The 26,762-nt window shown below is 65.9% G+C and carries 21 protein-coding genes; 13 read left to right on the forward strand and 8 right to left on the reverse strand.

The window, feature by feature from the left end; genetic code table 11:
- The first annotated feature begins 54 nt into the window (after positions 1-54).
- Together EDF23_RS06140 and EDF23_RS06145 are read left to right on the forward strand one after the other, a co-directional pair.
- Complete coding sequence (locus tag EDF23_RS06140) at positions 55-1,173, forward strand: GuaB3 family IMP dehydrogenase-related protein (RefSeq protein ID WP_123339491.1); 1,119 nt, start codon at positions 55-57, stop codon at positions 1,171-1,173.
- A gap of 65 nt (positions 1,174-1,238) precedes the next feature.
- The gene (locus EDF23_RS06145) at positions 1,239-3,125 is read left to right on the forward strand and encodes a glycerol-3-phosphate dehydrogenase/oxidase (RefSeq protein ID WP_131921083.1); all 1,887 of its coding nucleotides are present in this window, start codon (positions 1,239-1,241) and stop codon (positions 3,123-3,125) included.
- A 132-nt stretch (positions 3,126-3,257) separates the two neighbouring features.
- Here the strand turns inward: EDF23_RS06145 and EDF23_RS06150 are convergent, their stop codons facing one another.
- Positions 3,258-3,758, reverse strand: a complete 501-nt coding sequence (locus tag EDF23_RS06150; protein ID WP_131921085.1) for a hypothetical protein — start codon at positions 3,756-3,758, stop codon at positions 3,258-3,260.
- Positions 3,759-3,833: 75 nt separating this feature from the next.
- Here EDF23_RS06150 and EDF23_RS06155 point away from each other — a divergent pair, with 75 nt between their 5' ends.
- The 5 genes from EDF23_RS06155 to guaA are packed head-to-tail and all read left to right on the forward strand — an operon-like array spanning position 3,834 to position 8,638.
- Positions 3,834-4,364, forward strand: coding sequence for a TrkA C-terminal domain-containing protein (locus tag EDF23_RS06155; RefSeq protein ID WP_071260110.1), 531 nt, complete (start codon positions 3,834-3,836; stop codon positions 4,362-4,364).
- Positions 4,365-4,367: 3 nt separating this feature from the next.
- Positions 4,368-5,819: a cation:proton antiporter gene (locus EDF23_RS06160; protein WP_111083418.1), complete on the forward strand. Its 1,452-nt coding sequence runs from the start codon at positions 4,368-4,370 to the stop codon at positions 5,817-5,819.
- 5 nt (positions 5,820-5,824) lie between these two features.
- The gene (locus EDF23_RS06165) at positions 5,825-6,604 is read left to right on the forward strand and encodes an SURF1 family cytochrome oxidase biogenesis protein (protein WP_123339494.1); all 780 of its coding nucleotides are present in this window, start codon (positions 5,825-5,827) and stop codon (positions 6,602-6,604) included.
- Positions 6,605-6,614: 10 nt separating this feature from the next.
- The gene (locus EDF23_RS06170) at positions 6,615-7,061 is read left to right on the forward strand and encodes a DUF3817 domain-containing protein (protein WP_111083416.1); all 447 of its coding nucleotides are present in this window, start codon (positions 6,615-6,617) and stop codon (positions 7,059-7,061) included.
- Positions 7,058-8,638: a glutamine-hydrolyzing GMP synthase gene (gene guaA / locus EDF23_RS06175; RefSeq protein ID WP_111083415.1), complete on the forward strand. Its 1,581-nt coding sequence runs from the start codon at positions 7,058-7,060 to the stop codon at positions 8,636-8,638. The genes EDF23_RS06170 and guaA overlap by 4 nt, the downstream gene beginning before the upstream one ends.
- Before the next feature lie 306 nt (positions 8,639-8,944).
- On the opposite strand, the gene EDF23_RS06180 is transcribed toward guaA, so the two are convergent.
- The 3 genes from EDF23_RS06180 to EDF23_RS06190 all read right to left on the reverse strand — a co-directional run bounded on the left by EDF23_RS06180 (position 8,945) and on the right by EDF23_RS06190 (position 12,162).
- Entirely contained in the window at positions 8,945-9,817 is an 873-nt protein-coding gene (locus EDF23_RS06180; protein WP_111083414.1) for a Bax inhibitor-1/YccA family protein, read from the reverse strand.
- Between the two features lie 892 nt (positions 9,818-10,709).
- Positions 10,710-11,087 (reverse strand): hypothetical protein, encoded by a 378-nt coding sequence (locus tag EDF23_RS06185; RefSeq protein WP_131921087.1) that lies wholly within the window; start codon positions 11,085-11,087, stop codon positions 10,710-10,712.
- 124 nt (positions 11,088-11,211) lie between these two features.
- On the reverse strand, positions 11,212-12,162 hold the full coding sequence (locus EDF23_RS06190) for a type IV toxin-antitoxin system AbiEi family antitoxin domain-containing protein (RefSeq protein ID WP_123339497.1): 951 nt from the start codon (positions 12,160-12,162) through the stop codon (positions 11,212-11,214).
- A gap of 233 nt (positions 12,163-12,395) precedes the next feature.
- Between EDF23_RS06190 and EDF23_RS06195 the strand changes: the two genes are divergently transcribed.
- Positions 12,396-13,256, forward strand: a complete 861-nt coding sequence (locus EDF23_RS06195) for a metallophosphoesterase (protein ID WP_131921088.1) — start codon at positions 12,396-12,398, stop codon at positions 13,254-13,256.
- Between the two features lie 781 nt (positions 13,257-14,037).
- Positions 14,038-14,229, forward strand: coding sequence for a KTSC domain-containing protein (locus EDF23_RS06200; RefSeq protein WP_165901024.1), 192 nt, complete (start codon positions 14,038-14,040; stop codon positions 14,227-14,229).
- Between the two features lie 817 nt (positions 14,230-15,046).
- Here EDF23_RS06200 and EDF23_RS19140 read toward each other — a convergent pair.
- Complete coding sequence (locus EDF23_RS19140) at positions 15,047-15,301, reverse strand: hypothetical protein (RefSeq protein WP_165901025.1); 255 nt, start codon at positions 15,299-15,301, stop codon at positions 15,047-15,049.
- A 136-nt stretch (positions 15,302-15,437) separates the two neighbouring features.
- Between EDF23_RS19140 and EDF23_RS06205 the strand changes: the two genes are divergently transcribed.
- Positions 15,438-17,801: an RHS repeat-associated core domain-containing protein gene (locus EDF23_RS06205; protein ID WP_165901026.1), complete on the forward strand. Its 2,364-nt coding sequence runs from the start codon at positions 15,438-15,440 to the stop codon at positions 17,799-17,801.
- 849 nt (positions 17,802-18,650) lie between these two features.
- Here the strand turns inward: EDF23_RS06205 and EDF23_RS06210 are convergent.
- Positions 18,651-21,083, reverse strand: a complete 2,433-nt coding sequence (locus tag EDF23_RS06210; protein WP_131921091.1) for a hypothetical protein — start codon at positions 21,081-21,083, stop codon at positions 18,651-18,653.
- A gap of 11 nt (positions 21,084-21,094) precedes the next feature.
- The gene (locus tag EDF23_RS06215; RefSeq protein ID WP_123339503.1) at positions 21,095-21,439 is read right to left on the reverse strand and encodes an Lsr2 family protein; all 345 of its coding nucleotides are present in this window, start codon (positions 21,437-21,439) and stop codon (positions 21,095-21,097) included.
- Between the two features lie 232 nt (positions 21,440-21,671).
- Between EDF23_RS06215 and EDF23_RS06220 the strand changes: the two genes are divergently transcribed.
- Positions 21,672-22,424: a hypothetical protein gene (locus EDF23_RS06220; RefSeq protein WP_123339504.1), complete on the forward strand. Its 753-nt coding sequence runs from the start codon at positions 21,672-21,674 to the stop codon at positions 22,422-22,424.
- 146 nt (positions 22,425-22,570) lie between these two features.
- Positions 22,571-23,995, forward strand: a complete 1,425-nt coding sequence (locus tag EDF23_RS06225; RefSeq protein WP_123339505.1) for a hypothetical protein — start codon at positions 22,571-22,573, stop codon at positions 23,993-23,995.
- 80 nt (positions 23,996-24,075) lie between these two features.
- Here EDF23_RS06225 and EDF23_RS06230 read toward each other — a convergent pair whose 3' ends face one another.
- Positions 24,076-24,948, reverse strand: coding sequence for a DUF4062 domain-containing protein (locus EDF23_RS06230; RefSeq protein ID WP_123339506.1), 873 nt, complete (start codon positions 24,946-24,948; stop codon positions 24,076-24,078).
- Between the two features lie 98 nt (positions 24,949-25,046).
- On the opposite strand from EDF23_RS06230, the gene EDF23_RS06235 reads away from it, so the two are divergent.
- On the forward strand, positions 25,047-25,991 hold the full coding sequence (locus EDF23_RS06235) for a DUF6615 family protein (RefSeq protein WP_131921093.1): 945 nt from the start codon (positions 25,047-25,049) through the stop codon (positions 25,989-25,991).
- Positions 25,992-26,762: the final 771 nt, after the last annotated feature.

The following is a 26,762-nucleotide window of genomic DNA, read 5'->3' on the forward strand; positions in this document are numbered from 1 at the left end:
GTCCGCACCGTCCGGTCCGTGCACGCCCCCGGACCTGCCCGGTAGGCTTGCCGGGTGAGCGAAGTCGAGATCGGTGCAGGCAAGCGCGGACGTCGGGCGTACGCGTTCGACGACATCGCGGTGGTCCCCTCCAGGCGCACGCGTGACCCGCGCGACGTCAGCGTGCAGTGGTCGATCGACGCGTTCACCTTCGCGTCGCCGATCCTCTCCGCGCCGATGGACTCCGTGTCGTCGCCGGCCACGGTGATCCAGATGGGCAAGCTCGGCATCCTGGGCGTCCTCGACCTCGAGGGGCTGTGGACCCGCTACGAGGACCCGACGCCCTACTACGACGAGATCAAGTCGCTCACCGACGGCAACGTCACGAAGCGCATGCAGGAGATCTACTCCGAGCCGATCAAGCCGGAGCTGATCACCGCGCGCCTGGCCGAGATCCGTGCCGCCGGGGTGCCGGTCGCCGGCTCGCTCAGCCCGCAGCGCACGCAGGAGTTCTCGAAGACGGTCGTCGACGCCGGTGTCGACCTGTTCGTCATCCGCGGCACGACGGTCTCGGCCGAGCACGTGTCGCAGAACGAAGAGCCCCTCAACCTCAAGAAGTTCATCTACGAGCTCGACGTCCCGGTGATCGTGGGCGGTGCCTCGACGTACACGTCGGCGCTGCACCTCATGCGCACCGGTGCCGCCGGTGTCCTCGTCGGCTTCGGCGGCGGTGCTGCGTCCACCACGCGTGCCGCGCTGGGCATCCACGCACCGATGGCCACCGCGGTCGCCGACGTCGCCGGTGCCCGTCGTGACTACCTCGACGAGTCGGGTGGCCGCTACGTGCACGTCATCGCCGACGGCGGTCTCGACACCGCCGGCGACATCGTCAAGGCGATCGCGGTCGGTGCGGACGCCGTCATGCTCGGCACCGCGCTCGCCCGTGCCACCGAGGCACCGGGTGGCGGTTTCCACTGGGGTGCCGAGGCGCACCACCCGGAGCTGCCCCGCGGCCGCCGGGTCGAGGTGGGCACGATCGCCCCGCTCGAGAACGTGCTGAACGGCCCGACCCCGACGTTCGACGGTCGCGCCAACCTCGTCGGTGCGCTGCGCCGCTCGATGGCGACGACCGGATACTCCGACGTCAAGGAGTTCCAGCGAGTAGAAGTGGTCGTGGCGCCGTACCACCAGTGATCCTGGTGGCACCCGCGCACCGACGCGGGTGACGCTTCGGCGCCGACCGTGACCCGGAGGCGACGATGGCGAAGTCCAGCACCACGAAGCAGACCAGTTCGGCCGGACGTCCTGGCGACGTCGTGCCGGGGGCGGGGTTCGACCCCGCGGCCAAGCTCGGCCCCGACGAACGCGCGGCGGCGATCGAGACCCTCAAGACGAAGGAACTCGACGTCCTGGTCGTGGGCGGCGGCATCGTCGGTGCGGGCAGTGCGCTCGACGCCGTCACCCGCGGCCTGACCGTCGGCATCGTCGAGGCCCGTGACTGGGGTTCCGGCACGTCGAGCCGTTCGTCGAAGCTCGTGCACGGTGGCATCCGCTACCTGGAGCAGCTGAACTTCGGGCTCGTGCGCGAGGCCCTCATCGAACGCGGCCTGCTGCTGCAGCGGATCGCCCCGCACCTGGTGAAGCCGGTGCGCTTCCTCTACCCGCTCAACCACCGCGTGTGGGAGCGGTTCTACATCGGCATCGGGATGGCGATGTACGACGCCTTCAGCTGGTCCGGCGGTCGTCCGCCCGGGGTCCCGCACCACCGGCACCTCAGCCGCACGCAGGTGCTCCGCTCGATGCCGTCGCTCAAGAAGGACGCCTTCGTCGGCGGCATGACCTACTACGACGCCCAGGTCGACGACGCCCGCTACGTGGCCTCGCTCGTCCGCACGGCGGCGTCCTACGGCGCGCACGCCGCGAGCCGGATCCGGATCGAGGGCTTCATCAAGGTCGGGGAGCGCGTGGTCGGCGCGCAGGCCCACGACATCCAGACCGGCGAGCGGTTCGAGATCCGCGCGAAGCAGGTCGTGAACGCCACGGGCGTCTGGACGGACGACACCCAGGCGATGATCGGCACCCGCGGGCAGTTCAAGGTGCGGGCGTCGAAGGGCGTGCACCTGGTCATCCCGCGCGACCGGTTCCAGTCGAACATGGGCATGATCCTGCGCACCGAGAAGAGCGTGCTGTTCGTGATCCCGTGGGGCCGGCACTGGCTGGTCGGCACGACCGACACCGACTGGTACCTCGACAAGGCACACCCGGCGGCGACCGCGGCCGACATCGACTACATCCTCGAGCACGTCAACAAGGTGCTCCGCGTCCCGCTCACCCGCGAGGACGTCGAGGGCGTCTACGCCGGACTCCGTCCCCTGCTGGCGGGGGAGTCCGACCAGACCTCGAAGCTCAGCCGCGAGCACGTGGTTGCCCACACGGTGCCCGGGCTCGTGGTGGTCGCCGGCGGAAAGTGGACGACCTACCGGGTGATGGGCAAGGACGCCATCGACGAGGCCGTCGCCGCGATGGACGGCAAGATCCCGGCGTCGACGACCGAGGACATCCCACTGCTCGGGGCCGAGGGCTACCCGGCCGCGTGGAACCGTCGCGCACGGACCGCCCGCAGCTTCAACGTGCACAAGGTCCGCATCGAGCACCTGCTGAACCGCTACGGCACCCTGGCCACCGAGGTGCTGCAGCTCGTCGAGCACGACCCTGCCCTGGCCGAGCCGCTGCCGGGAGCCGACGACTACATCGGTGCCGAGGTCGTCTACGCCGCCTCGCACGAGGGGGCCCTGCACCTGGAGGACGTCCTCGCCCGCCGCACCCGCATCTCGATCGAGGCCTGGGACCGCGGCGAGTCGGCGGCCCCGGTCGCCGCGAAGCTCATGGCCGACGTGCTCGGCTGGGACCAGGAGACCACCGAACACGAGGTGTCGAACTACCTGAAGCGTGTGGCCGCGGAACGCGAGTCGCAGCTGCAGCCCGACGACGAGAGCGCGGACCGAGTGCGGCTCGAGGCACCGGACATCGCGTTCGGCTTCGACGAGGACGACGTCGTCGTGGGCGGCGGCCGCAGCAGCGGCGCGGAGGGCGCGAAGGCGTCCGACGAGCAGGTGGTGGGGGAGAAGACGAGCGAGCCGGAGTAGCGACCCGCGTTGCGGACGCGGCCACGGGCCTCTCCCCACCGGCACGGCCGTGACGCCGCTGGCGCGTCGCCCCGGAACCGGCGGCGTGGGCCCAGACCGGGAACTCTGGACGGGAGGCCCGTGGTGCGTCCGTCAGGCCCCCAGCGTCCCCGACACGGCGCGGCCACGGCGTCGCTCGCCGACGACGAGCACGACTGGGATCGCGAGCAGCGCGACGAGGCTGGTGACGTAGAGGACACCGGCCCAGATGGTGTGGTCCTCGCCGCCGATGCCGTAGCCGTCGGCCACGTCCATCCCGAGCTGGAAACCGGAACCGAACACCTGGACGGCGCCGGCGGCCACGATCGCCAGCAGCCAGGCGGCAGCGAAGTGCGCCGTCGTCCGCCGGACCAGCGTCACGATCAGGACCGTGACCGCCAACGCGATGCCGACCGCCGCGATCACGAGCACGGCCACGACGTCGGTCCGCACCCGGTACCCCTGCGCGTCGAGGTGGCCGTAGATCGCACCGAGCGACTGCCCCGGCACCGCGCCGAGCGGATCGAGTACGAGCGCGTTGAGCGCCAGCAACCCCGCGTACAGCGTGACGACCAGCGTCCCGACGACCCCGACGACGATCCGAGTTCTCCCCATCCAAAGAACAGTAGCGACCGGAATGCGCGGGGCCGTGCGGTGGTTAGCATGGGCGTACTCGAAAAGGGAGCCATCATGGTCGACGTCCATCGCGTCAAACTCCCCGGAGTCGGCGTGCTGCACAGCTTCTACACCGACGACGGTGGCAAGTGCGGTGTCATCACGCACCGGTCGGGTCACTCCGACCTCATCTCGTTCGCCGACGTCTCCGACGGCGCCGACAAGTCCGAGAAGGTCTCGCTGCGCCTCAGCGAGGACGAGGCGCACACCCTCGCCGAACTCCTGGGTGGCACCCGGATCACCGAGGGCCTCGACAAGCTCGACGAGATCCCCGGGCTGTCCATCGACTGGTTCTCGGTCGACTACGACGACGCGATCGCCGGCAAGCCGCTCGGCGACCTGCACGACTCCGGCTTCATCGGCCTGACCGTCGTGGCCGTGGTCCGTGGCGACAGCGCCAACCCGGCACCCTCGCCGGACTTCGTCGTCTTCCCCGGTGACACCATCGTCGTCGCCGGTTCCCCCGAGAAGGTCGCCAAGGCCTTCTCCTTCTACCGCAGCGGAGAGCTTGCGGCCGCATCGGCCGAGGCCCCGCGGAAGAGCTAGCGCATGCACCTGGGCGGTGAACTGCTCACCATCGGTGTGCTGTTCGTCATCGCCTACGTGCTCGGGCGGCTCGGCAAGACCATCGGTCTGCCGGCGATCCCGATCTACATGATCGTCGGGCTCATCGCGAGCCCGCACACGCCGTGGATCGGCCTGAACGTCGAGTCGCACACGATCGAGCTCATCGCGACGTTCGGGCTCATCCTGCTGCTGTTCAACCTCGGGTTGGAGTTCGACCAAGAGGAGTTCTACGGCAACGCCGGCAAGCTCCTGGTGTCGGGCGGCACCTACGTCGTCATCAACATGGGCGTCGGGTTCGCGTTCGGGTTCTCGCTCGGCTGGGGCACCCGTGAAGCCCTGATCATCGCTGGCATGACGGCCACCTCGTCGAGCGCGATCGTGACGAAGCTCCTCATCGAGTTGCGACGACTCGCGAACGACGAGACCCCGATGATCCTGGGCGTCACGGTCATCGAGGACGTCTTCATCGCCATCTACCTGGCGATCGTGTCCGTCGTGCTGTCCGGCGACACGAACGCCTGGGCCGTCGTCGGCAAGCTCGCGCTCGCGTTCGGCTTCCTCATCGTGATGTTCACGCTCGCCCGGTTCGCCGGCAAGTGGGTGTCGAAGATCTTCGCGACGCGTGACGACGAACTCTTCACGGTGCTGTTCTTCGGGCTCGCCGTGATGTTCGGTGGCATCGGCGACCTGCTCGGCGTGACCGACGCCATCGGCGCGTTCGTCATCGGCCTGCTCTGCGGAGCGACCCGGTACCGCGACCGCATCGAACAGCTCGCCCTGCCGATGCGTGACGTCTTCGCCGCGTTCTTCTTCGTGAACTTCGGCCTCGGCCTCGACCTGTCGACCTTCGGCGAGGTGCTCTGGCCGGTCCTCGGTGCGATCGGCATGACGGTCGTGCTCAACGCGGTCGCCGGGCAGATCGTCGCGCGCATGAACGGCTTCAACGTCCAACAGGGGATCAACACCGCCGTGATCCTGGTGAACCGTGGCGAGTTCGCGCTGATCCTCGCGACGCTCTCGGCTGCCGCCGGACTGGAGGCGCGGATCACCGCGTTCGCGGGCCTCTACGTCCTCGTCATGGCGATCCTCGGGCCGCTGCTCGCGGTGAACTCGGAGCGGATCGGCCGCCTCGTGGTGCGCCCCGCCCGCCTCGCCCGCCTGCGCGGACGACTCGGTGGCCGCCGAGCGGTCGCTGCGGCTGCCGCCGCCGAGGCAGCGGAGGCCGAGGAAGCCGAAGCAGCGTCCGCCGCCGCGGTCCGCCGTGCCGAGCGGGACCGCCAGTTCGCGGAGGAGTTCGCGCTCGTGGAGGCCGCTGGCAGGGACGAGCAGGAGAATGGGTCACCGGAGGCGACCGACGAACCCGTCACGTCGCCCGTCGAGATCCCCACCGAGCGCCCTGAGCGTCCGGTCCGACAGCGCGATCCGGAGTACTGATACAGATGTGGGCCGTTGCCCGACGACCGAGGTGGATCGCGCTGCTGTTGCTGGCGCTCGTGCTCGCGGCGGTGTTCGCCGGGCTGGGCAAGTGGCAGCTCGAGCGGAGCATCGCCAACGGCAAGCCGCTGCCGGCGACCACCGAGACCCGCAAGACGCTCGATGCGGTCACCGCCCCGGAAGAACCCGCGAGCGAGACCATCGCCGGCCAGAAGGTCACCGTCACCGGCACGTTCGTCGCCGGCGACACCACGATCCTGACCGGCCGCACCGGGGGTGGGACGTACCAGACCGTCGGGCACTTGGTGGACTCGGATGGTGGGGCGAGCCTCCCGGTCGTCATCGGGTGGTCCGACCAACGGTCGGCCGCCGTCGCCGGTGGTGACCGCCTGACGGACGGGCAGACGCTCACGGTTCAGGGCCGGTACTACCCCGCCGAGTCGCCCGACCAGGACACCTACAAGCAGGCGGAGTACTCCGCCGTGGCACCCGCGCGCTTCGTGAACACCTGGAAGGCGTTCGACGACCGGATGTACCTCGGGTACGTCGTCGCCGACGGTGCCACCGCGCAGGCCGCCGACCTCGGCACCATCGCCGACCGGGCGCCGTCGCGCGAGGTCCAGTTCGACTGGCTGAACCTGTTCTACGCGATCGAGTGGGTCGTCTTCGCCGGCTTCGCGGTGTTCCTCTGGTACCGGTTCGTGAAGGACGCCTGGGAGCGCGAGGAAGAGGAGCGGCGTGAGGCTGCCCTCAGCGTCGACGGGGCCCTCGCGGACCGACGGTAGGCTGGTCGTCATGGCCTTGACCGTCCGAACCCGCGACATCCCGAAGATCCCGGGTGCGGTGAAGTGGTACCGCGTCTCCGCGTACATCACCGGTGTGCTGCTGCTGGCCCTCGTGATCGAGGTCATCATCAAGTACACGCCGCTCCAGCTCGAGATGCAGCTCGGCAACGGCCCGTTCTTCGTGCCGAACGGCACGGCCGGCGAAGCACCCGGCACGTTCAACCTGTCGATCGCGATCCTCATCGCGCACGGCTGGCTGTACGTCCTCTACCTCTTCACGGACTTCCGTCTGTGGAGCATCATGCGCTGGAAGCCCTCCCGCTTCCTGCTCATCGCCCTCGGTGGCATCATCCCGTTCATGTCCTTCGTGGTCGAACACCGCATGCAGCAGAAGGCCATGGACACCTACCACGAGCTGATCGCTGCCCAGCAGCGTGAGAAGGAGGCCGCTCGGTGAGCGAGACCGAACAGCGTCCCGTCCTCGTCGTCGACTTCGGGGCCCAGTACGCGCAGCTCATCGCGCGTCGGGTCCGTGAAGCGAACGTCTACAGCGAGATCGTCCCGCACTCCATCACGGCGGAGGAGATCCGCGCGAAGGACCCCGCAGCCATCGTGCTGTCCGGTGGTCCGTCGTCCGTGTACGAAGAAGGTGCACCGTCCCTCGACGGCGACATCCTGGACCTCGGCGTCCCCGTGCTCGGCATCTGCTACGGCTTCCAGGCCATGGCGACCGCCCTCGGTGGCGAGGTCGCGAACACCGGCCTGCGTGAGTACGGCGCGACGTCCGTCGACGTCAGCGGCACCGACAGCGTCCTGCTCGGTGGCCAGCCCGGGTCGCAGGTCACGTGGATGTCGCACGGCGACTCCGTGGCGAAGGCCCCCGAGGGCTTCGAGGTCCTCGCGTCGAGCGCGTCGACCCCCGTCGCGGCCTTCGCGTCCGACGAGCGCAAGCTCTACGGCGTGCAGTGGCACCCCGAGGTGAAGCACTCCGAGCACGGCCAGGCCGTCCTCGAGAACTTCCTGCACCGCGCCGCCGGTCTGCCCGGCGACTGGAACTCGAGCAACGTCATCGACGAGCAGGTCGCCCGGATCCAGGCCCAGGTCGGGTCGAACCGCGTGATCGCCGGCTTGTCCGGCGGTGTCGACTCCGCCGTCGCCGCAGCCATCGTGCACAAGGCCGTCGGTGACCAGCTCACCTGCGTCTTCGTCGACCACGGGCTCCTCCGCGCCGACGAGCGCAAGCAGGTCGAAGAGGACTACGTCGCCTCCACCGGTGTCCGGCTCATCACGATCGACGCCGAGCAGCAGTTCCTCGACGCCCTCGCCGGTGTGAGCGACCCCGAGCAGAAGCGCAAGATCATCGGGCGCGAGTTCATCCGCACGTTCGAGGCCGCGGCCGAGGCACTCGTGCTCGAGGCGCGTGGGGACGGCGACGACGGCGAGGTCAAGTTCCTCGTGCAGGGCACCCTCTACCCCGACGTCGTCGAGTCCGGCGGCGGAGCGGGTACCGCGAACATCAAGTCGCACCACAACGTGGGCGGCCTGCCCGAGGACATGACCTTCGAGCTCGTCGAGCCGCTCCGTGCGCTCTTCAAGGACGAGGTCCGTGCCGTCGGTCGCGAGCTCGGCCTTCCCGAGGTCATCGTCGGCCGCCAGCCGTTCCCCGGACCGGGGCTCGGCATCCGCATCGTGGGTTCGGTCGACAAGCAGCGGCTCGAGCTGCTCCGCGCCGCCGACAAGATCGCGCGCGAGGAACTCTCCGCAGCGGGCCTCGACGGGGAGATCTGGCAGTGCCCGGTCGTCCTGCTCGCCGACGTCCGCTCCGTGGGTGTCCAGGGTGACGGCCGCACGTACGGGCACCCGATCGTGCTCCGTCCGGTCTCGTCCGAGGACGCCATGACCGCGGACTGGACGCGCCTGCCGTACGACGTGCTCGCGAAGATCTCGAACCGCATCACGAACGAGGTGCCCGACGTCAACCGGGTCGTGCTCGACGTCACGTCGAAGCCGCCGGGGACGATCGAGTGGGAGTGACGCTCCCCTGAACGACCGGAGGCCCGGCACGCCCTGCGTGCCGGGCCTCCGCGCGTCCGGGGGCGGCGCTGCCGGGGGAATGGGTGCTGCTGGGGGTGGTCGAGTGGCGACAACACCCCGCGGGCCCGGTGCCGAGCGGTCACGAACTGTCGATTGGCCCCGGCCCGGGCGACACTTCGTGACCACTCGCCGGGCGACCGGCGGGGTGTTGCGACCACTGGCGCTGCCGCCGCTCCCGCCCACAGCACCCCGGAAACGACGAAGGGCCCCGGCACAGCGCCGGGGCCCTTCGTGGACGCGGTGGTGCTAGTTGCGCGCGCTGCTCGCGACGATGGCGAGGATGCGCAGGATCTCGAGGTACAGCCAGACGAGCGTCACGATGAGGCCGAACGCCGCGGTCCACGCGTAGATCTTCGGAGCGCCGCGCTGGACGCCCGTCTTGATCTGGTCGAAGTCGAGGATCAGCGAGTACGCCGCCATGACCACGACGAAGATGCCGATGAGGACGCCGAGCGGGATACCGAACAACGTCACACCCATGAGGCCGAAGGCGCTCTGGGTCACACCGGTCCACATCAGGACGAGGTTCACGAGCGAGAACGCCATGTACCCGACGATCGCGATGAGGAAGAAGCGGGTGGCCTTCGGGGTCGCACGGACCTTTCCCGACAGGAACAGGAGCAGCGTGACCGCGAACACCCCGAGGGTGCCGAACACGGCCTGGGCGACGATGCCGCCAGTCTGGGTGAAGTTGTACTCGAAGAAGTTCGAGATCCCGCCGACGAAGAGCCCCTCGAAGAAAGCGTACGTCAGGATCAGACCCGGCGACGGCTTCTTCTTGAAGGTGTTCACGAGCGCCAGGACGAACCCGACGATCGCGCCGACGATCCACACGATCGGGGGCAGGTTCCAACCGGCCACCGCACCGACGAGCAGCACGCCGAAGGCGAGCAGCGTCTTGACGATGGTGTCCTCGTACGACATGCGGTCGGTGTCGACCGTCGATGCCGCCGGGCGGTCGTACATGTACTGCAGCTGCTCGGGGGTCATCCCGCCCTGTGCCTGCTGCGGGGTCTGTCCCCAGCCGGCCTGCTGCTGACCAGCGCCACGCCCGCCCCAGGTGTTGGGTCCCTGGGCGTTGAAGGCGGGGGACTGGTCGAAACCGGGCTTGAAGGCCATGGTGTCCTCTTCCTAGGAGATATGAGTCCTCTCAGCCTAGGTGCGCTCGGTCGCGGAAGGCTGAGGATTCGCGGCGAGCGGACGCGGGCCCGGAGGCCCTGACGACGGCAGCCTATGTGACCGATCTGTTCCCGCGCCGGATCTCCATCTCGCTACCGGAGTAGATACTCGCGTATGCGGTGGAAAGCGGCCTGTTGCTCCGGTGGGAGCTGCCCGTGAAGACAGGGGCTCACGCGCGAGATAGAGGCGAACCCGCACGAATACGCCGCCTGGTGCCGAACGGCGGAGGGGCGACCTATGATCGGCGTTGCTCTGCGGAGAGGGTGCGTTTTTCTGCGACGTCGCAGGAGCGGATGTCGGCGGCCCCAGCGGCCGGTCCCAGCCCGCGCTTGATGCTTGTAGCTGGCGGCCGCAAAGCCGGTCTGCCATCGCTCGCGAGCGTCACGGTCGCGCTCACGCAGCACCGTGCTGTTCTGAACCGGCGAGGGTGAGCACGCTTGGCCACACGGTGAGGGGTGACCCTTCCGCCACCGCGTGGGAGTTACAACTTCACTTGAGAGTGATGCTCCGATACGGAGTTGGAAAGTGGCCCGTTACTGCCATGCGAGCTACCTGGGTAGAAGCGTGGGACGTGTGGAGGTATTGCGCCGAAGGGCGGGTAGCCCTTCGCCCGATGGCGCGCGAGAGGTAGGTGGCGTAAGTCACGCGCAAGCGCGAAGTCGGGCGTCGATTCACGCGACGGCGGCACGTGCAGTGAGCCCTCCACACCAGACGCCTCGATTGGCCATCTCGCCCGGCACTCCGTGAAGCACGAGCTTCCGCAGCATGAGACGTCCGCGCAGTAGGCCAGTACGGCCGAAGTTTCGAGGCGCACGGACGTACGAGGCGCTATTCAGCGATCCCGTCGGCTGTCCAGCTGGCGCAGGACCCGATTGGGGTCCTGCCCTGTTCGGAGCCAGTCACGGGGGCTGAGCGCTTGCCCGCTGTGCAACAGGGCTCCCTGCACTGTGCTCATGAAGCCGCTCAGCACCGCTGCGGACATGCCGGCAGTCCGCTTGCATATCTCGGGGACGAACGAGATCATTTCGTCTTCCGTGAACTGCCATGCTGGAAAGAGCCGGAAACCATCGACGGTGAATGAGTGGACGTCGTTCTCGCGAACCAGTCGCTCAAGTTCACCTCGGTTTATCGCCAACACCTCGCACACCTCAGATGTCTCCTGCGAAGCCGCGATCAGCTGCACCACTGACCATTTGACTGCGTTCGACACGCTCGCAGATGCGTAGGCGTTTGCCCAGGACGATCGTTCCGCTGGGTTCAGATGGTGCCTACAGGCCACCGCTGGCCGACCATCCGACGGTACGCACGCCCCGCTGGCGGGAATGCACGGCGGGTCAGTCATCCTTCTCGCTCCTGTACTCGTCGTCCCACTCGCGAAGCACATTGATGTCCACCCAGTCAGGATGGCGCTCCCGTACGCGTCTCACGTGGTCAGCGTTACTCCACCATCCGTCGCCATACCGTCCGCGCGAAGGCGTGGGCCAATCTCCCGCAATCAGAAGCAGGCGTTCGTAGATGAGATCCGCGTTCCAGCGGTCGTCCATCCAGCCGTTCTTCTCCGCCACTACCCTCAGGTGGTACGTCAGCAGTTCTGAGCGGAGAGGGTAGAGCCGCCACATTGCGTCACGCAGCGCCACGGCAACGTTGTCGAGATCGCCCGTCGCGTCGTACGCCCAGGCGAGGGTGGCCTCCGGGCAGAGGTACGGGTAACCGCCAACCCAGCGGACGTCGGCACGGTCGACTTCGCACGGGATCACCTTGACGTCGCCGTCTGAAAACACGCCATCGACTGCGACCGGGACGAGCAGCTCAGCCCTCCAACTGAGTTCATCGAGTTCCCACCGAGCGAGCGCCGCGCCGCCGCCAATGACAGCAATTACGTCCTCGGATCCTCTGTCGCGAACCGTCCGCTGACTCAGCGTCAGATTCGGCTCAAGTGCGAGCCAGCATGCCTCGGCCTCGAGCGTCTGATCACCGATCGGTAGCCGGTCAACCGCTGTATGCACCCATACGTTCGAACGCACCCTGAGAAGTTCCCCGAGGTCCGTCAGCCGTCGGAGCCCAAGCTTGGCGGCTCCCCGCCCATAGATACGAGCAACCTGTTCAAGCGTGACTAGCCCGCCCTGGGTGGCAGCAAGGGATACCACACGCGGCCGAACCCTTGCGGCTGCTTGGCGGCGCTCCTCGCCCGGACTGCGCCCTCCGAGCGAGAGCGACGGCGAGCGAAGGCGCAGCCTTGGTGTTACTCGCCGCGGGGGCGGCACGCTGTCTTGGGGATCGTGCATGCGACGACCATAAGTCCGAATCGACCGGTAGGGAATGCCGGCTGGTGTATTTGATACAAAACTCGATGCAATTGCGTACTCTTGTCGCGATGACGCTGCGAGTTAGCCTCGGCGTATTTTCATTGCGACATATGCGTACTTTGTTCGCGATCTCTGCAAAATTGAATGCTCGGTCTTTCGTTCATACCTAGGACGTGCCTATCATGGCTCTCCTTCAGTCGAGAGGAGCGGCCATGACGAGCGAACCGGAAGGGCGGGATCTTCGGCGGCACCGAGGTTTCGACGCTAACTCCGACGAGCACGTGATCGTGGTCGCCGGGGACTGGCACTCCGACCTCGTACACCTCACCGACAACATCCCGCGGCTGATCGACGGAGGCTTCCCGGCAGGATCATCCCAGCCCACAACCCTGCTGCACGTTGGCGACTTCAACCTCACGAACGGCTCCCGCGCCAACAAGCAGTTCCTGCTTCGCGCGGCGGAACTCGCGGCCAAACGACAGATGCGGATCCTCATCACACCCGGCAGCCACGACAGCTGGGCGCGCCTCGCGTTGCGCGCCGACTTCACGCGAGGCGAGCCGACCCGGCTCCATGGCGACGTCTGGGCGCTGCCACGCGGCTATCGGTTCCGTATCGGCGGGAAATCGTTCCTTTCCTTCGGCGGCGCTGGATCGATGTCCCGGCCGACCAGCAAGGAGGGAACAACCTGGTGGCGACAGGAGATGCCGTCCGACACCGAGGTGGAGACGAGTATCAGCCGTGGGCACCCGCACGTCGTTATAACCCATGAGGCGCCACGTGGAGGCACAGCTCGCGTCGACAGGAAACTCGCTAGGTTCCCGCTGAAGAACATCGCTGACCGTTCGTACACCGCGCTCGGCAGGGACCGAGTCACCCGGATTTGGCACGGCGTCGCACCTCAGCTTCTGATCCACGGCCATCACCACCTGCAGGCAGAAGGACACCACGACGACGGTCGCTCGGTGTACGCGCTCAACCAGAACCAGCAACCAGGCAATCTCGCCTCAATCGACCTCGACTCGATGCGAGTGAGGTGGCTCGACAGCGCGCGGCCTCGTCGAGTCGAGTGAGGGCTCCGTCGGACGGCAGCGGCAGCGGCAGCGGCAATGGCAGCGGTCAGTGCGTGAGCGCGCCGAGCGCGTTGGGCCAGTCGACGTGCTCAAGAGCCTGCCTGAAGCCCACCGAGCTAGACGCGCTTCCAATTTCGCTCTTCGTGCGCAGGTCGAACATCAAGACAACGTAGGCGTCGCCTGTGCCCCTCTCCGGTCCGTGAAAGTCGAACCTCAGTGGGTGCCCATCAATCAGCCCAAAGAGGGACGCGAGCACCGCGGGGATACGCACCTGCGCTGCAGTCGGGGTGAACGTAGCCCCATAGGGCGCCAGCTCGACAGAGATGCCCGCTTCTAGCCCTGAGGGCACCATGGTGCCGTACCTTTCAGCGTCAGCGTCAGCGTCAGCGTCAGCGTCAGCGTCAGCGTCAGCGGTTCGTTCGGGGACAGGAGCATCATCCTTCCGCGAACCGCTGCTGAAGGAACCCTCGCTTGAAGCTTTCGGCACATCCTCAGGGTGGTTCTTCCTGTCGACCTTTCGCCAAGGTGGTCGTGCGCTTGCTCGCTGCGTCGGTCGCCTCCAGTGTTCTGGGGAGCCGGCGGTAGCCAGTCCAGGACGCGTCTCCAGTCAGCGATCGCTGCGTTGGCGAGAGAACAGCCAATAGGCTCACGACGTGGACACGACGAACACCCATCGGGGTGGGCCGATGCAGGCTAAGCCGAAAGCCCTGCTCTGCGACGCAAGCGCGCATACGTCTGCGGTAGATCAGTGAGGCGCGTCCCTGTTCAAGGCGGCAACCTCGTGTCGGTTGGTTACGACGAGCAGGAGAGCGCGCTCGAGGTGGAGTTCGTCGGGGGTGCGGTCCGGCTCTACTTCGAGGTTCCGCAATCCGTCTTCGAGGGCTTCGTCGCGGCGCAGGATGCCGGAGCGAACGTCGGCCTGTACTTCGACGTGCGCGTGAACAGAGGTGGCTACCGGTACCTCGAGATCTAGAACCGTCACTGCTCATCTCGTGAGTCGTCGTCGATGGGGAGCCTGACGTTGCAGGATTGGGGCCCGCCACAACTCACGGGTGACGCGTGCGTAGAGAGGTTGCGGTTTCCCGCATGCCCCCGTTTGGGGGGTGCGGAAGGATCGTCAATGCGGCTAGGTTTCGAACAACCCTCATCTGAGCTGACAGTGCGGTCGACGGGTGGTGCGGGCGTTTCACGCCATTCGAGTGGCCCTGGGGTGTCTTGGCCACGTTTCATCACCCGCGTCATCGTGCTCTTCCGCTAGGGGAACCCGTGCTTCTTGCTCCACGCCGTAAGGCTGTCCATTCATCGTTCGGTTGGAAGGTTGCGCTCGTCGGCGCGGTCAGTGTCGCCCTCGTGGGCGGTGTCACCGAAGTCGCTCACGCTGCGATCCCGACGGGTCCAACGACAACCGGCTTGACCGGTGCGCGGCCGTCGGCGACGACGTTGCCGTTCGCAGTGTCGGACCAGGTCGGCGTCACCGTCGACGTTGCAACGGGGAACCTCGAGGTCACGACCGCTGGGTTGTCGCTGCCGGGTGCGAGCGGGACGAACGCGATCACCCAGACGTACAACTCGTTGGGGTGGCAGACGGCGAACGCGAACACCGCGCAGGCAGTCCGATGGACGACAGGGATCGCTGGCGCGGGCTCGTTCTCGTCCGGGGCGTCCGGTTCGGTGGTCTACACGGACGCCGATGGCGCGACGTGGAACTTCCCCTCGGCAACGGCTACGACTTTCACCGCACCGGCCGGGTTCCTCCGCAAGCTCGTCGCCTCCGCCACGACGAACCCGACCTACACACTGACGGACCCCACCACGGGGCAGGTCATCACTTCGAACACCAACGGTGTTCCCGTGTCGGTCGCGGACAAGAACGGCAACACGGTGACGATGTCCAACATCGCCAGCGTGCCCACGACCATCACCAGCACCGCCGGGACGGCGGCTGCAAAGACCGCGAACGGCGCGTACGACGCGACCACGCGCGCGTATACGGTGACGCAGGGGAGCGGCTCGACTGCACGGTCAGTGAAGTGGGTGAAGGACACCAACGGCAACTTGACCTCCTACGTCGATGGTGCCGGGAAGACGACGACGTTCGCGTACTCCGGTAACGACCTGACGGGGATCACGAGCCCGACGGGTGCGACGACGACGATCAGCTACTCCGGGACCACGCACAAGGTGTCCCAGGTGCTGCAGTCCAACACCACCGCCGGTAGCGCAGGGGCGTCAACGACGCGGCTGAGCTATGCGTCGGCGACGTCGACCCTGGTCGCGTCCCCGAACACGGACACCGCGACCGCGGTGGCGTCGGTGCCGCACACGACGTACGCGATCAACTCGACGCAGAAGCTCGTAAACACCGTCACCGACCCGGTCGGCCGCGTGCGGTCTAAGACATACAACGGCGCGAACCTGCAGCCCTCGACCTCGACCATCGGGTCCGGGTCCGCTGCTTCAACGACGACCGCGACATATGGGGCGAACAGCAGCCAGTCCCTAACGAAGATTGCCTCCTCCGGTGGGGCGTCGCAGTCCACCAGCTACAACGCATCGCCGGCAGCTACGGCGTACTCGCCGGCGTCAACGACCGACGACGCCGGCAACACCTCGGCGCTGACCTACGACCCTGTCGGTAACCAGCTGACGAGTAGCGCCGGCGCCGGCGCCACTGCCGCGACGTCGACGCTGACGTACACGGCCGGACAGGTCGCCACCGCCACCGCCCCGGGTAACGGCACGAACAAGACGACCTACGCGTACGAGAACAAGCAGCTCAAGACCGTCACCCCCGTGACCGGCACCAGCCTTGCCGCCCGGACCTACTCGTACGACGCACTCGGCCGGATCGCCTCGGCCTCCGACGGTGCAGGCCGAACGACGAACTACGCCTACGACGGCAATGACCGGGTCCTCACCACCAGTTTCTCCGACGGCACCGCAGCGGTGACGAACACGTACGACAACGCCGGACACCTGCTCACCCAGGCGTCCTCTGGCGGCACGATCACGAACACGTACGACCAGCTCGGCAACTTGCTTACCACGACGAACACGGCGAACACTGTCGGTTTGAGTGCCATCACCTACACGTACGACAAGGCGGGCAACCAGACCTCGTACGCGGACCAGGACGGCACGCTCACCTCGACCTATGACGACTCCGGTGTACTGACCTCCACCACGACGCCAGCGCCGAACAACACCACTGAGACCATCCGGTTCGTCACCGACCCCGACACCGGACGCCGCACCGACACCTACGTCGATTCGAACGCGGACAACAGCGCCTGGGCCAGCCGCACGCACGCCGATTATGACAGCAGCGGCCGTATCCAGGAGGTCCAGGGGTGGGTTGGCCCGTCCTCAAGCAACAACCAGCGGATCTACGACCTGTACTACTGCTACAACGCCGGCAGCACCTCCCCCAGCTGCGGCACCACGGCTGCGAACGACCGCTCCAAGATTCAGTGGGTCACCGACAACGTTTCTGGGCAGAGCACCGCTTACACCTACGACACCCGCGGCCGCGTCACGAAGACCGTCACCACCGGTAGCGGATCCGCGACAGCCGGGACTTGGGAGTTCGGCTACGACATCCGCGGCAACCGCACCTCGGCGAAGTTCACCACCGCTGGCGGCACAGTCACCACCAACCAGGCGCTGACGTACAACGCGGCGAACCAGATCACCAACACCGGGTACACGTACGACGGGGCCGGGAACCTCACCGCAGCACCCGAGTACACGTTCACCTACAACGCCGCGGAGCAGATGACCCAGGCCGTCCACAACGGCTCAGAGACCACCAATTACGCATACGCTGGCGCCGACCAGAAGTCGCTTCTGTCGCTCTCGACACCGGGTGGCGATACGCGGACCTATCAGTACGGCCGTGCAGATCAGAACGGCAACCCCACCCTCACGAGCGCCACCCGCAACGGCAACCGGGCAAACGTCGTCAATGACGCCAAGACCGGGCAGCCCATCGCCCTATCTACCCCATCCGACGCACTCGGTCAGTACGCCTACGACGGCTCCGGCAACCCCTTCGCCCTTCTTGCGGGCAATTCCGCAGCGTTCGTCAAGACCGTCGACCCGTACGGCACCACCACCGTCTCCTACGACGGCGGCGGCGACGGCATTCCCACCAACCCCTTTACCTTCAAGGCCGGTATCGACGACATCCACACTGGGCTCGTGAAGTTCGGGCAGCGCTGGTACAACCCGTACATCGGCGCCTGGACCCAGCAAGACACCCTCGACAGCCCCCTCAGTCCCAGTAACGGGAACCGATACGCTTTCGCAGCAAGTGATCCGATCAACCGCGCAGACCCCACTGGCCAGCTCACCGCCTGCGCTGCTTTCGCCGCGATCCTGACCATCGGAGGGGGCGCACTAGTAGCCGCATCGCTCATTATCAGTGCCGTTGCTACCGGCGGAGGCACGCTAGCTCTAGTCGGGGCAGCTATTGCCACGTTGGGTTACGCACTCACACCCACCGGCATCATCCTGGCGATCGCAACCCTTGCAGATAGGTGCTGATGTCTACTCTCCTTCTCATTCTTCTTATCTGTAGCTCCCTGACGTTTCTTGTCGCAGCGTTTGTGGGTGGTATATTCACGGGCAAGGTGAGGACAACGACAGGCCGCCTGAGAACACCGGTCAACGTTGCTTTTGCCGCAATCGGCGTTTCGATCGTTCTTGCCATTTTGCTTCTGGCTCTGTTCTAGCTGCAAAGCACAGGCACAGATGACGCCCTCGCCAGTTCCATGGCGGGGGCGTCGTCCGTGTTGCACGAACTGATCGGAGCAAACGGAACCATCGGCGAGGGGCATCATGTATTGCCCGAGCCCTGTACCGGACTGTATCGGTAGTTTCAAGCTGGCCCTCACGGTGATGACGGCGGAAATCCTAGGGGACATCGAGAGCGCTTTGGTGCGTTAGAAACGCCACGCCGTGTGCCGCTGACCGAGTAGCTGAGTCCCAGTGCTCCGCAGAACCAAATGCGGCGGCAGCATCCACAGAGCGGCCGGGTACTCCGCGCCTTCCCGGACGTGTTGCTCCAGCATGTACCCCGTTCGCGACTCGATCTCTCTCGACGTGGCTTGGGCTCGCTCGAATGCTGCAAACACCGGTTCCCGAACCCATTCCGCGACGAAGGCAACTTGTTCGTGCCTGACGCTCCTGCACGCCGAAGTGGAGAAGCTCGCAGCGGTCGTCGAAGTCGGTAGCAAGTCCGATCGTTGCTCGACTCGCCCCGCAACTGCCTGCGCGGCGGCCCGCGGCACGGTGGGGATGTTGTCGACTGATTTTGAAGGTGACCGCTGTACCGCGATCGATCTACACAGGGCGCGATAGGCAACGCCGGTGGTTAGAGCGCCGACCTGGCGATCAGTGTCGTCGGAGGTCTGCGATGAATTCGATCTGCGCTTTGATCCCTCGCGATGATGCGAGGGCGTGGACTGCGTCTTGATCGCCCTTCGGCCACTTCTGAAGGCCGGTGCCGAAGACGATTTGATCCGCTCGCAACAGCTCCGCGGCGTCGAGGCGCTTCGCTATCAGCTGCTGACGTGTCTGGCCGCCGCCAAGGTCGCCTTCCTTACATTCGCCGATGATGAGGTCCCCGTCTCGGTGCGCGATGAGGTCGATCTCGAAGGATGGTTTACCGGCGCCTTCTTCGGCGAACTCAATCTCCGCTAGGTCGCTGTACTCTTCGGCGAGGCGAGCGAGACGATTGCCAAGTAGGAGTGTGAGATCGCCGCTGTCCTTCAGAATGGTCCGCATCGCGGGGTGCAAGTCGTAGTAGAACTCGGGCTCGCTTCCTGCCCGATGCCATCGGTCACCCGTGAGGGCATTGAGCGCGCCGCAACGAGTGCACGGGTAGGTCCTTCCGACCCGTTCAATGGGCGTGAACTGCACGGTTCTGCACTCTCCGCAGTTGAGCATGAAGCCGCGCGTGAGTAGCTCCGATCGCAGAAGCTCGTCGAGGTCGTCCCGCAGCTCCGCCGCATCGGGGGTCGACCTTTGGGCGAGGAGTGCATCGAAAGTGAGAAATGACTCGTAGGCGGCGTCTCGCCGAAGTCGGACGCGACCTCTTTCGGACGATTCCTCGGCCTGGAAGGCGCGGAGCATCTGACCGCGTGAGGAGACGACAAGCTGGCGAAGGGCGCTACGCCCGCCGAGCCGATCCGCGACGAGGTCGGCGAGTTGCCCCGGGCGGGACAGGGTGGCCCTCATGTTTCCGCGGATAGCCGTCTGCTGCACCCAAGGCATTAGTCCCAGGAACTGCAATCGGGGCCGGGCCATCCGTTGCTCCAGCGGAGTCTCGGGCGGAAGGTACCCGGTGAAGGCAGCATCGAAGGTGATGCCGTCCTTCGCGTCGCGAAGGTTTACCCAAGCCGCGCGGCCATCCGCCTGCAGGCTCCCTGGGACTGTTCCTCGCCCGCGCGGAGACTGCGGATGGTCGATCTCAGCATCGACCAACCACCCCGGCCGTTTGGCGCCGGCCAGGAGGGGCCACGCAGTAGACGGCAGCGGGAGGGTCGGTTCGTGGGCCAGTACCGCCGTCCCATCGCGCTCGATGAGGAACGGGAACGTGGTCCGACGATCGGCGTGAGCGGCGACGAGCAAACGCCGCGGTGGCGCCGGGATGGGGAGGCCGCTTCCGTGCAGACGCTCCTCGGCGTCTTCCAGTCCCGCGTCTCGGACGAGTGACCCGAGTACACGTACCGCCGCTTTTAGTTCGTCGGCGGACATGGAAGCTGACGCGAGATAAGCGGGACGCTCGAATGGATCGGTAGCCATCCGGCCGGCGAGCCCCGCGGCAAGAGCGGTGCTCTCAGCCGGCTGCTCGAGCATCGGGGTGGTGACCCACACCGCCTGTCCATGCAGCCGGTCGAGCAGCACGGCAAGCGCGAAATCGTCCGCGGTGTCCCCGACTGACGCGGTGACGGTTGCCGGCTGTGTCTCGTTGCCCCACCAGGTCAGGCCGTCATCGATTGCATCGAACCATGGTTGCAGGTCGCTGCTGCGTGACGAGAGGACCATGTTCGCAAACCAGGTCAAGGCGTCTGGAGCGTGCGAATTGTCCCGTGAGGCGATCCACCGGATGAGGTCGCTTGGCGGAGCAGCCGGCTCCGAGCCCTCGGCGGGCCCCATTGGCGGCTTCCCGGTGATAAAGGCCGCGAACAGTGCGGCGCTGGACTCCCAGTGGGTCCTCGCTACTTGCGCTGCCACCGGGGATGTGAGCGCTGTAGCAGCCAGCAGTTGCGGGGGGAGCCTCTCGCCGACAGCTCGGAGTCGAAGGTACTGCGGGATCGGCAATCCGTCGGTGAATCCACGAAGCAGCTCGCATTCCGCGCCCACGGTCGCAGCAGCGATCGCCGCCGCGGCCGGAGCCATCGAGTCGCAGTCAGCGACGTCTCCGTCATTGCTCAATCGGTCGCTCAAAGCTTCCGGAGACAACGCGGACCAAGTCAGCTCTCCGGGGGCATACACGGCAAGGTAATCGGGATCGTAATGGTGTAGCTGCGCGAGCAGGCCGGGCTCTACCTCGCCCTCCCGTCCGTACGGAATCAAGACGAAGCCTTCGCCACCCCAGATAGCTGACACCGCGGAGAGAGCTTCGCGTGCCCACGCCTGCCAGGAGGACCCGGCATACGTCAGAACCGCCACGCGCGGTGGTCGGTACGACGTCGATATCTCGTGATGTTCCAGAGCGGCTGGCACGGGTTCATCTTGCCGCGCCGCGGGATCGCCGTCCAACGAGGCGGACACCTGCAACACTCCGGTTCCCGCGCCGACGAAGCGGTGCAGCGTCGGCACGGGACGCGGTGTCAGTGCGCAGCGTTGTACGCGTCGCGGACAACCTGGCTGATGCGCCCGCGCGCCGACACGTCGTGACCGTTCGCGTTCGCCCACTCTCGGATCTTGGCCAGTTCGCCTGCGTTGCCTCGTTTCGAGGCGGAGCCGCTTCGCCGGCGAGCGGCTCTATCGCCCATCTTTCGGGCGGCCGCAACGTAGTCGGAGAGGGCCCCGCGGAGCGCCTCCACGTTCTGGTCACTGAGATCGATCTCGTATTCGCTGCCGTCAAAAGCGAAGCGCAGGGTGCGGCCCTTGCCTTCGGTGATCGTGTCGCCGGTGAGGTCATCGATGAGGTGTGTAGTCACTCGCTGTGCCACTGGAATGCCTTTCATGGGAGGGGAGGTTGCTCATCATTGTGGCATAACCTCCGTGGAGTCGAATGGTCGGAGCGTTCGTCGGTGGGCGGTTCTCACTCACGAGCTGCGCGGCCGTCCTGCCTCGGCGAGAATGTCGTTGGTTACCTTTGTCGTGCAACACGTGTCTTTCGAAGGAGGACGTCGCATCAGCGGCTGCGTTGCCCGTGTCGGCGGGTACTAGGACACTGTGTGCATGACAGAACTCGCGTACATGGTTCGGGCCGACTGGGGTCAACAGGGGACGGGGATGACTGCCCAGAGTGTGGTCATCCGGGACTGGCTCGGTCCGGGACCCTACGTCTTCGCAGTGTCGGACGCGGACGCTTTCGGTGTGGATGATCAGGATGCGGATGCCGAAGCGGCAGGGTACCTCGATGCGGATGCGGTCAATCGAAGCGTCCTGAGTACCCGGCGGCTTCCGCGATTTTCCACAAGTGCTGACGTCACGCTTCAGACGGTGGTCGTCCTACATCCATTCGAGGAGAGCGACCTCGAAGCGATCCGCAAGGTGGCTGATGCGAACAGCTTGCGCAAGCTGTTCATCCTCGTGTGGTCAGGCGACGACATCGTGCGTACGTGGCTCGATGGCATGGGAGCGTTGAACCTGCACACGCGGAAGACCGCGGGCGTCGAGGACTCCCTTTTGCTCGCCGCGGCCGGGATGATCAAGAGCGAGGACTACAACGGGCTTAGCTTTGGTAAGGGCAAAGACGCCGTTGTGCAACTCGTCAGAGCTTTCGCAGTCGAGGGATATCCCGTTGACCCTACATCTTGGCTGCGCGCGTACTTTGCCGTAGGTGGGGGCTTCAAGCACGCGCCCGCGTTGCAGAAAATCGTTCAGGAGATGGCGACGGGGATCAGGCACCGTGTTAAGCCGCGCTATCGCGACAATATCGTCGCCATCCTTCGCGACCGCGACCGCGACGGGGACGTTGGGGACGAGTGAGTACCCGGGAGTCGCTCCTGCCTGTTTGAGGACGGTTGAGGCAACTATTGCAACAGCCTGTGCCGTGGACGGGGGTCAGCGGCGTGACGGCACCGACGGCTACGCTTTCTAGTCTAACAAAAGGGGGAAGCCGAACGATGGCTGATATGGATCTCGAAGTCGCCAGCACAGGATCACAGGGCGGAATATCGTCCACGATCCAAGAGTTCGAGCAGGCGCTTCTCGCCCGGGTCGACGCCCTGCACCTTCCGTCCGAGGGGGTTCTCGTTGGGGTGCAGCAGCGCGTGCAGGTTCTCTCGAACCTCGACGGCGCCATGGCGAACCTTCCGCAGGAGAAGCGCGCGACGGCCATGTACCTGTCCAAGTTCATCATGGCGGTGTCCGCCGGGCTCTTCGACGCCGCGCTGAACTACCTGTGGGACGAAACGATCGGCGAACTCCGGAAGCGGATCATCGCGTACGACCTCGACTACTTCTTCGACAATGCCGTCTCCTCGCCGGAGAAGCGCAAGGACCTGTCGGGCCCCGACGACCTCCTCAAGGTCACGGACGACGAGTTGATCCGTGCCGCGGCGAAGATCGGTTTCGTCTCCTCTGTCGGACAGCAGCAGCTCGATCTCGTACGTTTCATGCGAAACCACGCGAGCGCTGCTCATCCGAACCAGCACGAGCTGCAGCCGTTCGCGCTGCTCGGGTACATGGAAACGTGCATCAAGGAAGTGATCACGCTTCCGGACTCACCCACGATGGTTGCCACGTCGCGACTGTTGGCGAACATCAAGCGGGAAACAGTCACCGCTGCTCACGCCGAGAGCTTCGCGCCGCTCTTCGAAGGCCTACGCCGCGACCAGACCGAGACGTTGGCGAACGGACTGTTCGGCCTCTACGTATCACCGGAATCGACCTCGGTCATCCGCGACAACATCCGATTGCTGCTTCCGCTCCTGTGGCCGCACGTGACGGAGTCGGTGAAAGCGAACTTCGGCGTCCGATACGCGAGGTTCCAGGCCAATCTTGACCTGGCTCAGGCTGAACTTGCACACGAGTTCCTCGTCGCGGTGGGCGGTACGTCTTATCTCCCTGAGGACATCCGATCGGGACAGATAGACGCACTCCTCGACCGACTGCGCGGCGCCCACCACGGCTTCGACAACTTCTACAACGAACCGCCCGTCGCGCACGAGCTTGAGACCTACGTCGGCACGTTGGCGCTGCCAGCTGGCGTCAGTGACAAGTTTGCACAGGTCATCGTCGACGCTTTCCTTGGGAGGTCGTCGGGCCTTGCGTACGCGGCCGACCCAATATACGAGCGTCTCCTCCGCCGAATGACGCCGAACGAAGCGGCAGGTGCGCTTCTCGTGGCGACTGGGCCAGATGTCTCTGCCCTGCTGCGTTACGACATCCCGAAGAGCCAGTTCGCGCGTCTCCTCGACATCATCGCCCCGAAGCTCATCAACCGCTCAGCGACCGCGTTGATGAACCACCTTCGTAGCTTCACTGGCGCGCCGGCGCAGATCGCTCTCGATACGAAGATGCAGGCGCTCCGTGCGAAGCTTGCCGAGAATCTATAGCGGAGCATGCGCGGGTGGCCTACCGCGAGAGCCGAACTCGATACGGAACGCTCCGGTCCCGGCGTCAGTATGTCGTCCCGTCAGGAGGTCGTGAACGACCGTGTCCTCTCGCGACGCACCCCGTTCTCGATCCACGTTGCGTGTACTTCGAAAGTCATGGTGCCCATTAGGGTAATCAGGCTCCATTGAAGTTCTGACTCACCAAACAGTGTGAACAGCTCGGTTGGGCCTTCGAAGCGATAATGGCTATCGTCCGACCCGACCGGCTCGATGGTGAATTCAAATTGTTCGGCGTCGACCTCGGACAGGTTGCGAAGGACAAGGTCGTTCCGACGAGTTCGGGTCTTCATCTTGCCGTTCCGGTCGAAGCCGACTTGGTCCACCAAATGGACGTGCTCCCAAGCCGGATCCGCGCCTGAGGACCGACGAGGGAGCGAGCCTTCACCCCACCCGTTGTCGTCGACGTCGTGCTCCAGAGCACGGGTGACCTGAGCGGCAAGATCCCCGGGGTCGCTGTAGTCGCCGAGAAGCCCGTCCTGCTCGAGTGCGGTCTTGAAGTCCTTGAGAGCGATGAGTTGCTTCGGGTCGACGTCGCGGGGCAGGTCCTCGGATGAGAAGTAGACGTGCACTGGCTTCCCGACCGCCGCTGCGCGGCGAATCTCCTCAGCCGTACCCGACACGTCGTAGCCGGTGTGGGTGCCGAGGCGAGAGTCGAAAAACGCAACGACGACGTCGGCGCGATCGACGGCCTGGGCGTTGATAAGGGCTTGGGCGCGATCCCCGAGCGCGGCGACCGCGTGCCGTTCATACAGCCACGGCAACGCGACGATGTTCTGGCGGTGCGCGTTCTGCACGCTCCAGTCGTTGATCGCGTCCCGCACTGCCGCACGTTCTTCACGGGTGTCTCCCGGTGAGGCGATGAGGATCAAGATGCTGTTGACGTTGGTCGGCATGTTGTCTGCTTCGTTCGTTTCGGGGACGGGGTATGAGCGGGAGCGCGGGCGGCGCTCTGGCAATGAGGATTCTCCACGAAATCTGTGATGATTACGGGATGAAGGTGCAAGCGTTGGCACAAGTCATGGACGAACTCGCGGAGCTGACTTGGTTCAAACTCGTGGAGGCCAGGCGCCTGACGATGCGCATGGGTGAAGTCTCGATCACGGACCACAACCTGCTCGCGCTTCAGCAGTTCGCGTCCGCTGCCGGTAGTGATGTACGCCTCGTCCATGCGCACGACGAGGCGACAAGCGGCGCCGACTTCGAGATCTGGCTGGTCGACCGAGCAGGCCGACCGGTCTGGGCATACTCGATCCAAGCGAAGGTCGGCGGCTGGGTTGGTGCGACCTACAAGTACCGTTCGATCGGACACAAGGTCGGACCGGCCGCTCAACACGATCTTCTGCTTCGGCACGCGGCGACCAACGGAACCCGACCCTTCCACCTGCTCTACAACGGCTGGGATCCCAGCGATACCGATGCGCCGATACCACCGACACCGGATCAGCGAAAGCTTGGGTGCGCTGCCGTCTCCACCCACGAGGTGGCGCGAATCCGTCGTCTCAGCAGGCCCAGCCTGAAGGCAGTCGACTACCTGCCAAAGAGCTTTCCCTGGTCCGAGCTGCTCACCAGATTGAGCCCGCCAGCTCCGCCTCCCGTGAAGCCGACGCCTCCGATATCGCCATCCGGCGGGTCCGGTGCGCAGCCACCACTCGGTGGTGGCGCCGGACCGGGCACTAACGGTAACGGCGCACAGGGCGGCTCCGGACCCTCGGACGGGGACAGTCCCTCCCTCCCCGCACAGGCCGACGCAGGGTTGGACATCGTGAGGCCGGTCCTTGCTGATGTGGAGGGCGAGTCGGCTTCCCCGCTCCGTCGTCCTTCGGCCCTACCTGAATACGTACTACGCGGACTTGACGGCCCTCGAACGCAAGTGCCGCGCAAGCGCTCTGAAGATGTGTGGCTCCCGGAGTTCGCTCTCGTGGTCACGATCGACTAGCGGTGCCCACGCGGCAAGGGATGAAAGGCCACATCCTGACGTCCGGCGTGTTCTCATCAGTGGTCGGAGGGTCGAGCTTCTCAGACCACACGAAGACGCAATCGCGCCGGACTGACCTTCCGCCTGGGTCCGGGCGACCGAGCCCGGGTGCACGCAGGCCGATGGCGCGTGGCGGCTCGCGCACCCCGCTCGAAGGAACAGACGCCGCACCTCACGACGTTTCTACATGGCAGTCGGATTCGGCACCGGAGACACGATGGGGAGCAGACACGCGATCCGCATCTGATCAGGGCAAAGAAGATCTGCCACGTACCGTGAGAACCAGCGGTGACATGTCCCGTGAGAAAGGCCGCTCTGCCGCGGCCGCCTTCGACAGCGCCTGCGAGAAGACGCATCTGAAACACGGACATGGACACGTTGTTTGGCAGTACGGACGGGTCGCGTTGATCAGGGGTCGGCTAAGTCTTCGTGCGTCGCGAGGTGTCCGTATGGCGTTCGTGAACTGAGATAGTTCGCGGACCACCTATGTGAGACGGGGAGCGCTCCGGAGCAGGGCGTAGGAGTCCGGGCCGCCCGCAAGCACCCGAGGTTCCATTGGAGGACCGGCTACCGGGACGGTCCAGGAGACGCTCTGGCACCATCCTGGTCGCACTCGTCTCAGACGAGCGACCGACCTCCGCCGGGTGAACCACCCGACGGCGGTCGCCGCGCGCACATGTTGGCCGCGCGCCCCGTTTGCCGATCAGTCGGTTACCCCGGGTGACGCCATCT

This window comes from Curtobacterium sp. PhB128 (assembly GCF_004340725.1).
In the GTDB taxonomy this organism is placed as follows: Bacteria; Actinomycetota; Actinomycetes; order Actinomycetales; family Microbacteriaceae; genus Curtobacterium.

Excerpts from the sequence above, each read along its gene's own strand:
- EDF23_RS06145 (WP_131921083.1), top strand. The coding sequence starts at position 1,239 with ATGGCGAAGTCCAGCACCACGAAGCAGACCAGTTCGGCCGGACGTCCT.
- EDF23_RS06150 (WP_131921085.1), bottom strand. The coding sequence starts at position 3,758 with ATGGGGAGAACTCGGATCGTCGTCGGGGTCGTCGGGACGCTGGTCGTC.
- EDF23_RS06155 (WP_071260110.1), top strand. The coding sequence starts at position 3,834 with ATGGTCGACGTCCATCGCGTCAAACTCCCCGGAGTCGGCGTGCTGCAC.
- EDF23_RS06160 (WP_111083418.1), top strand. The coding sequence starts at position 4,368 with ATGCACCTGGGCGGTGAACTGCTCACCATCGGTGTGCTGTTCGTCATC.
- EDF23_RS06165 (WP_123339494.1), top strand. The coding sequence starts at position 5,825 with ATGTGGGCCGTTGCCCGACGACCGAGGTGGATCGCGCTGCTGTTGCTG.
- EDF23_RS06170 (WP_111083416.1), top strand. The coding sequence starts at position 6,615 with ATGGCCTTGACCGTCCGAACCCGCGACATCCCGAAGATCCCGGGTGCG.
- EDF23_RS06180 (WP_111083414.1), bottom strand. The coding sequence starts at position 9,817 with ATGGCCTTCAAGCCCGGTTTCGACCAGTCCCCCGCCTTCAACGCCCAG.
- EDF23_RS06190 (WP_123339497.1), bottom strand. The coding sequence starts at position 12,162 with ATGCACGATCCCCAAGACAGCGTGCCGCCCCCGCGGCGAGTAACACCA.
- EDF23_RS06195 (WP_131921088.1), top strand. The coding sequence starts at position 12,396 with ATGACGAGCGAACCGGAAGGGCGGGATCTTCGGCGGCACCGAGGTTTC.
- EDF23_RS06220 (WP_123339504.1), top strand. The coding sequence starts at position 21,672 with ATGACAGAACTCGCGTACATGGTTCGGGCCGACTGGGGTCAACAGGGG.
- EDF23_RS06225 (WP_123339505.1), top strand. The coding sequence starts at position 22,571 with ATGGATCTCGAAGTCGCCAGCACAGGATCACAGGGCGGAATATCGTCC.
- EDF23_RS06230 (WP_123339506.1), bottom strand. The coding sequence starts at position 24,948 with ATGCCGACCAACGTCAACAGCATCTTGATCCTCATCGCCTCACCGGGA.
- EDF23_RS06235 (WP_131921093.1), top strand. The coding sequence starts at position 25,047 with ATGAAGGTGCAAGCGTTGGCACAAGTCATGGACGAACTCGCGGAGCTG.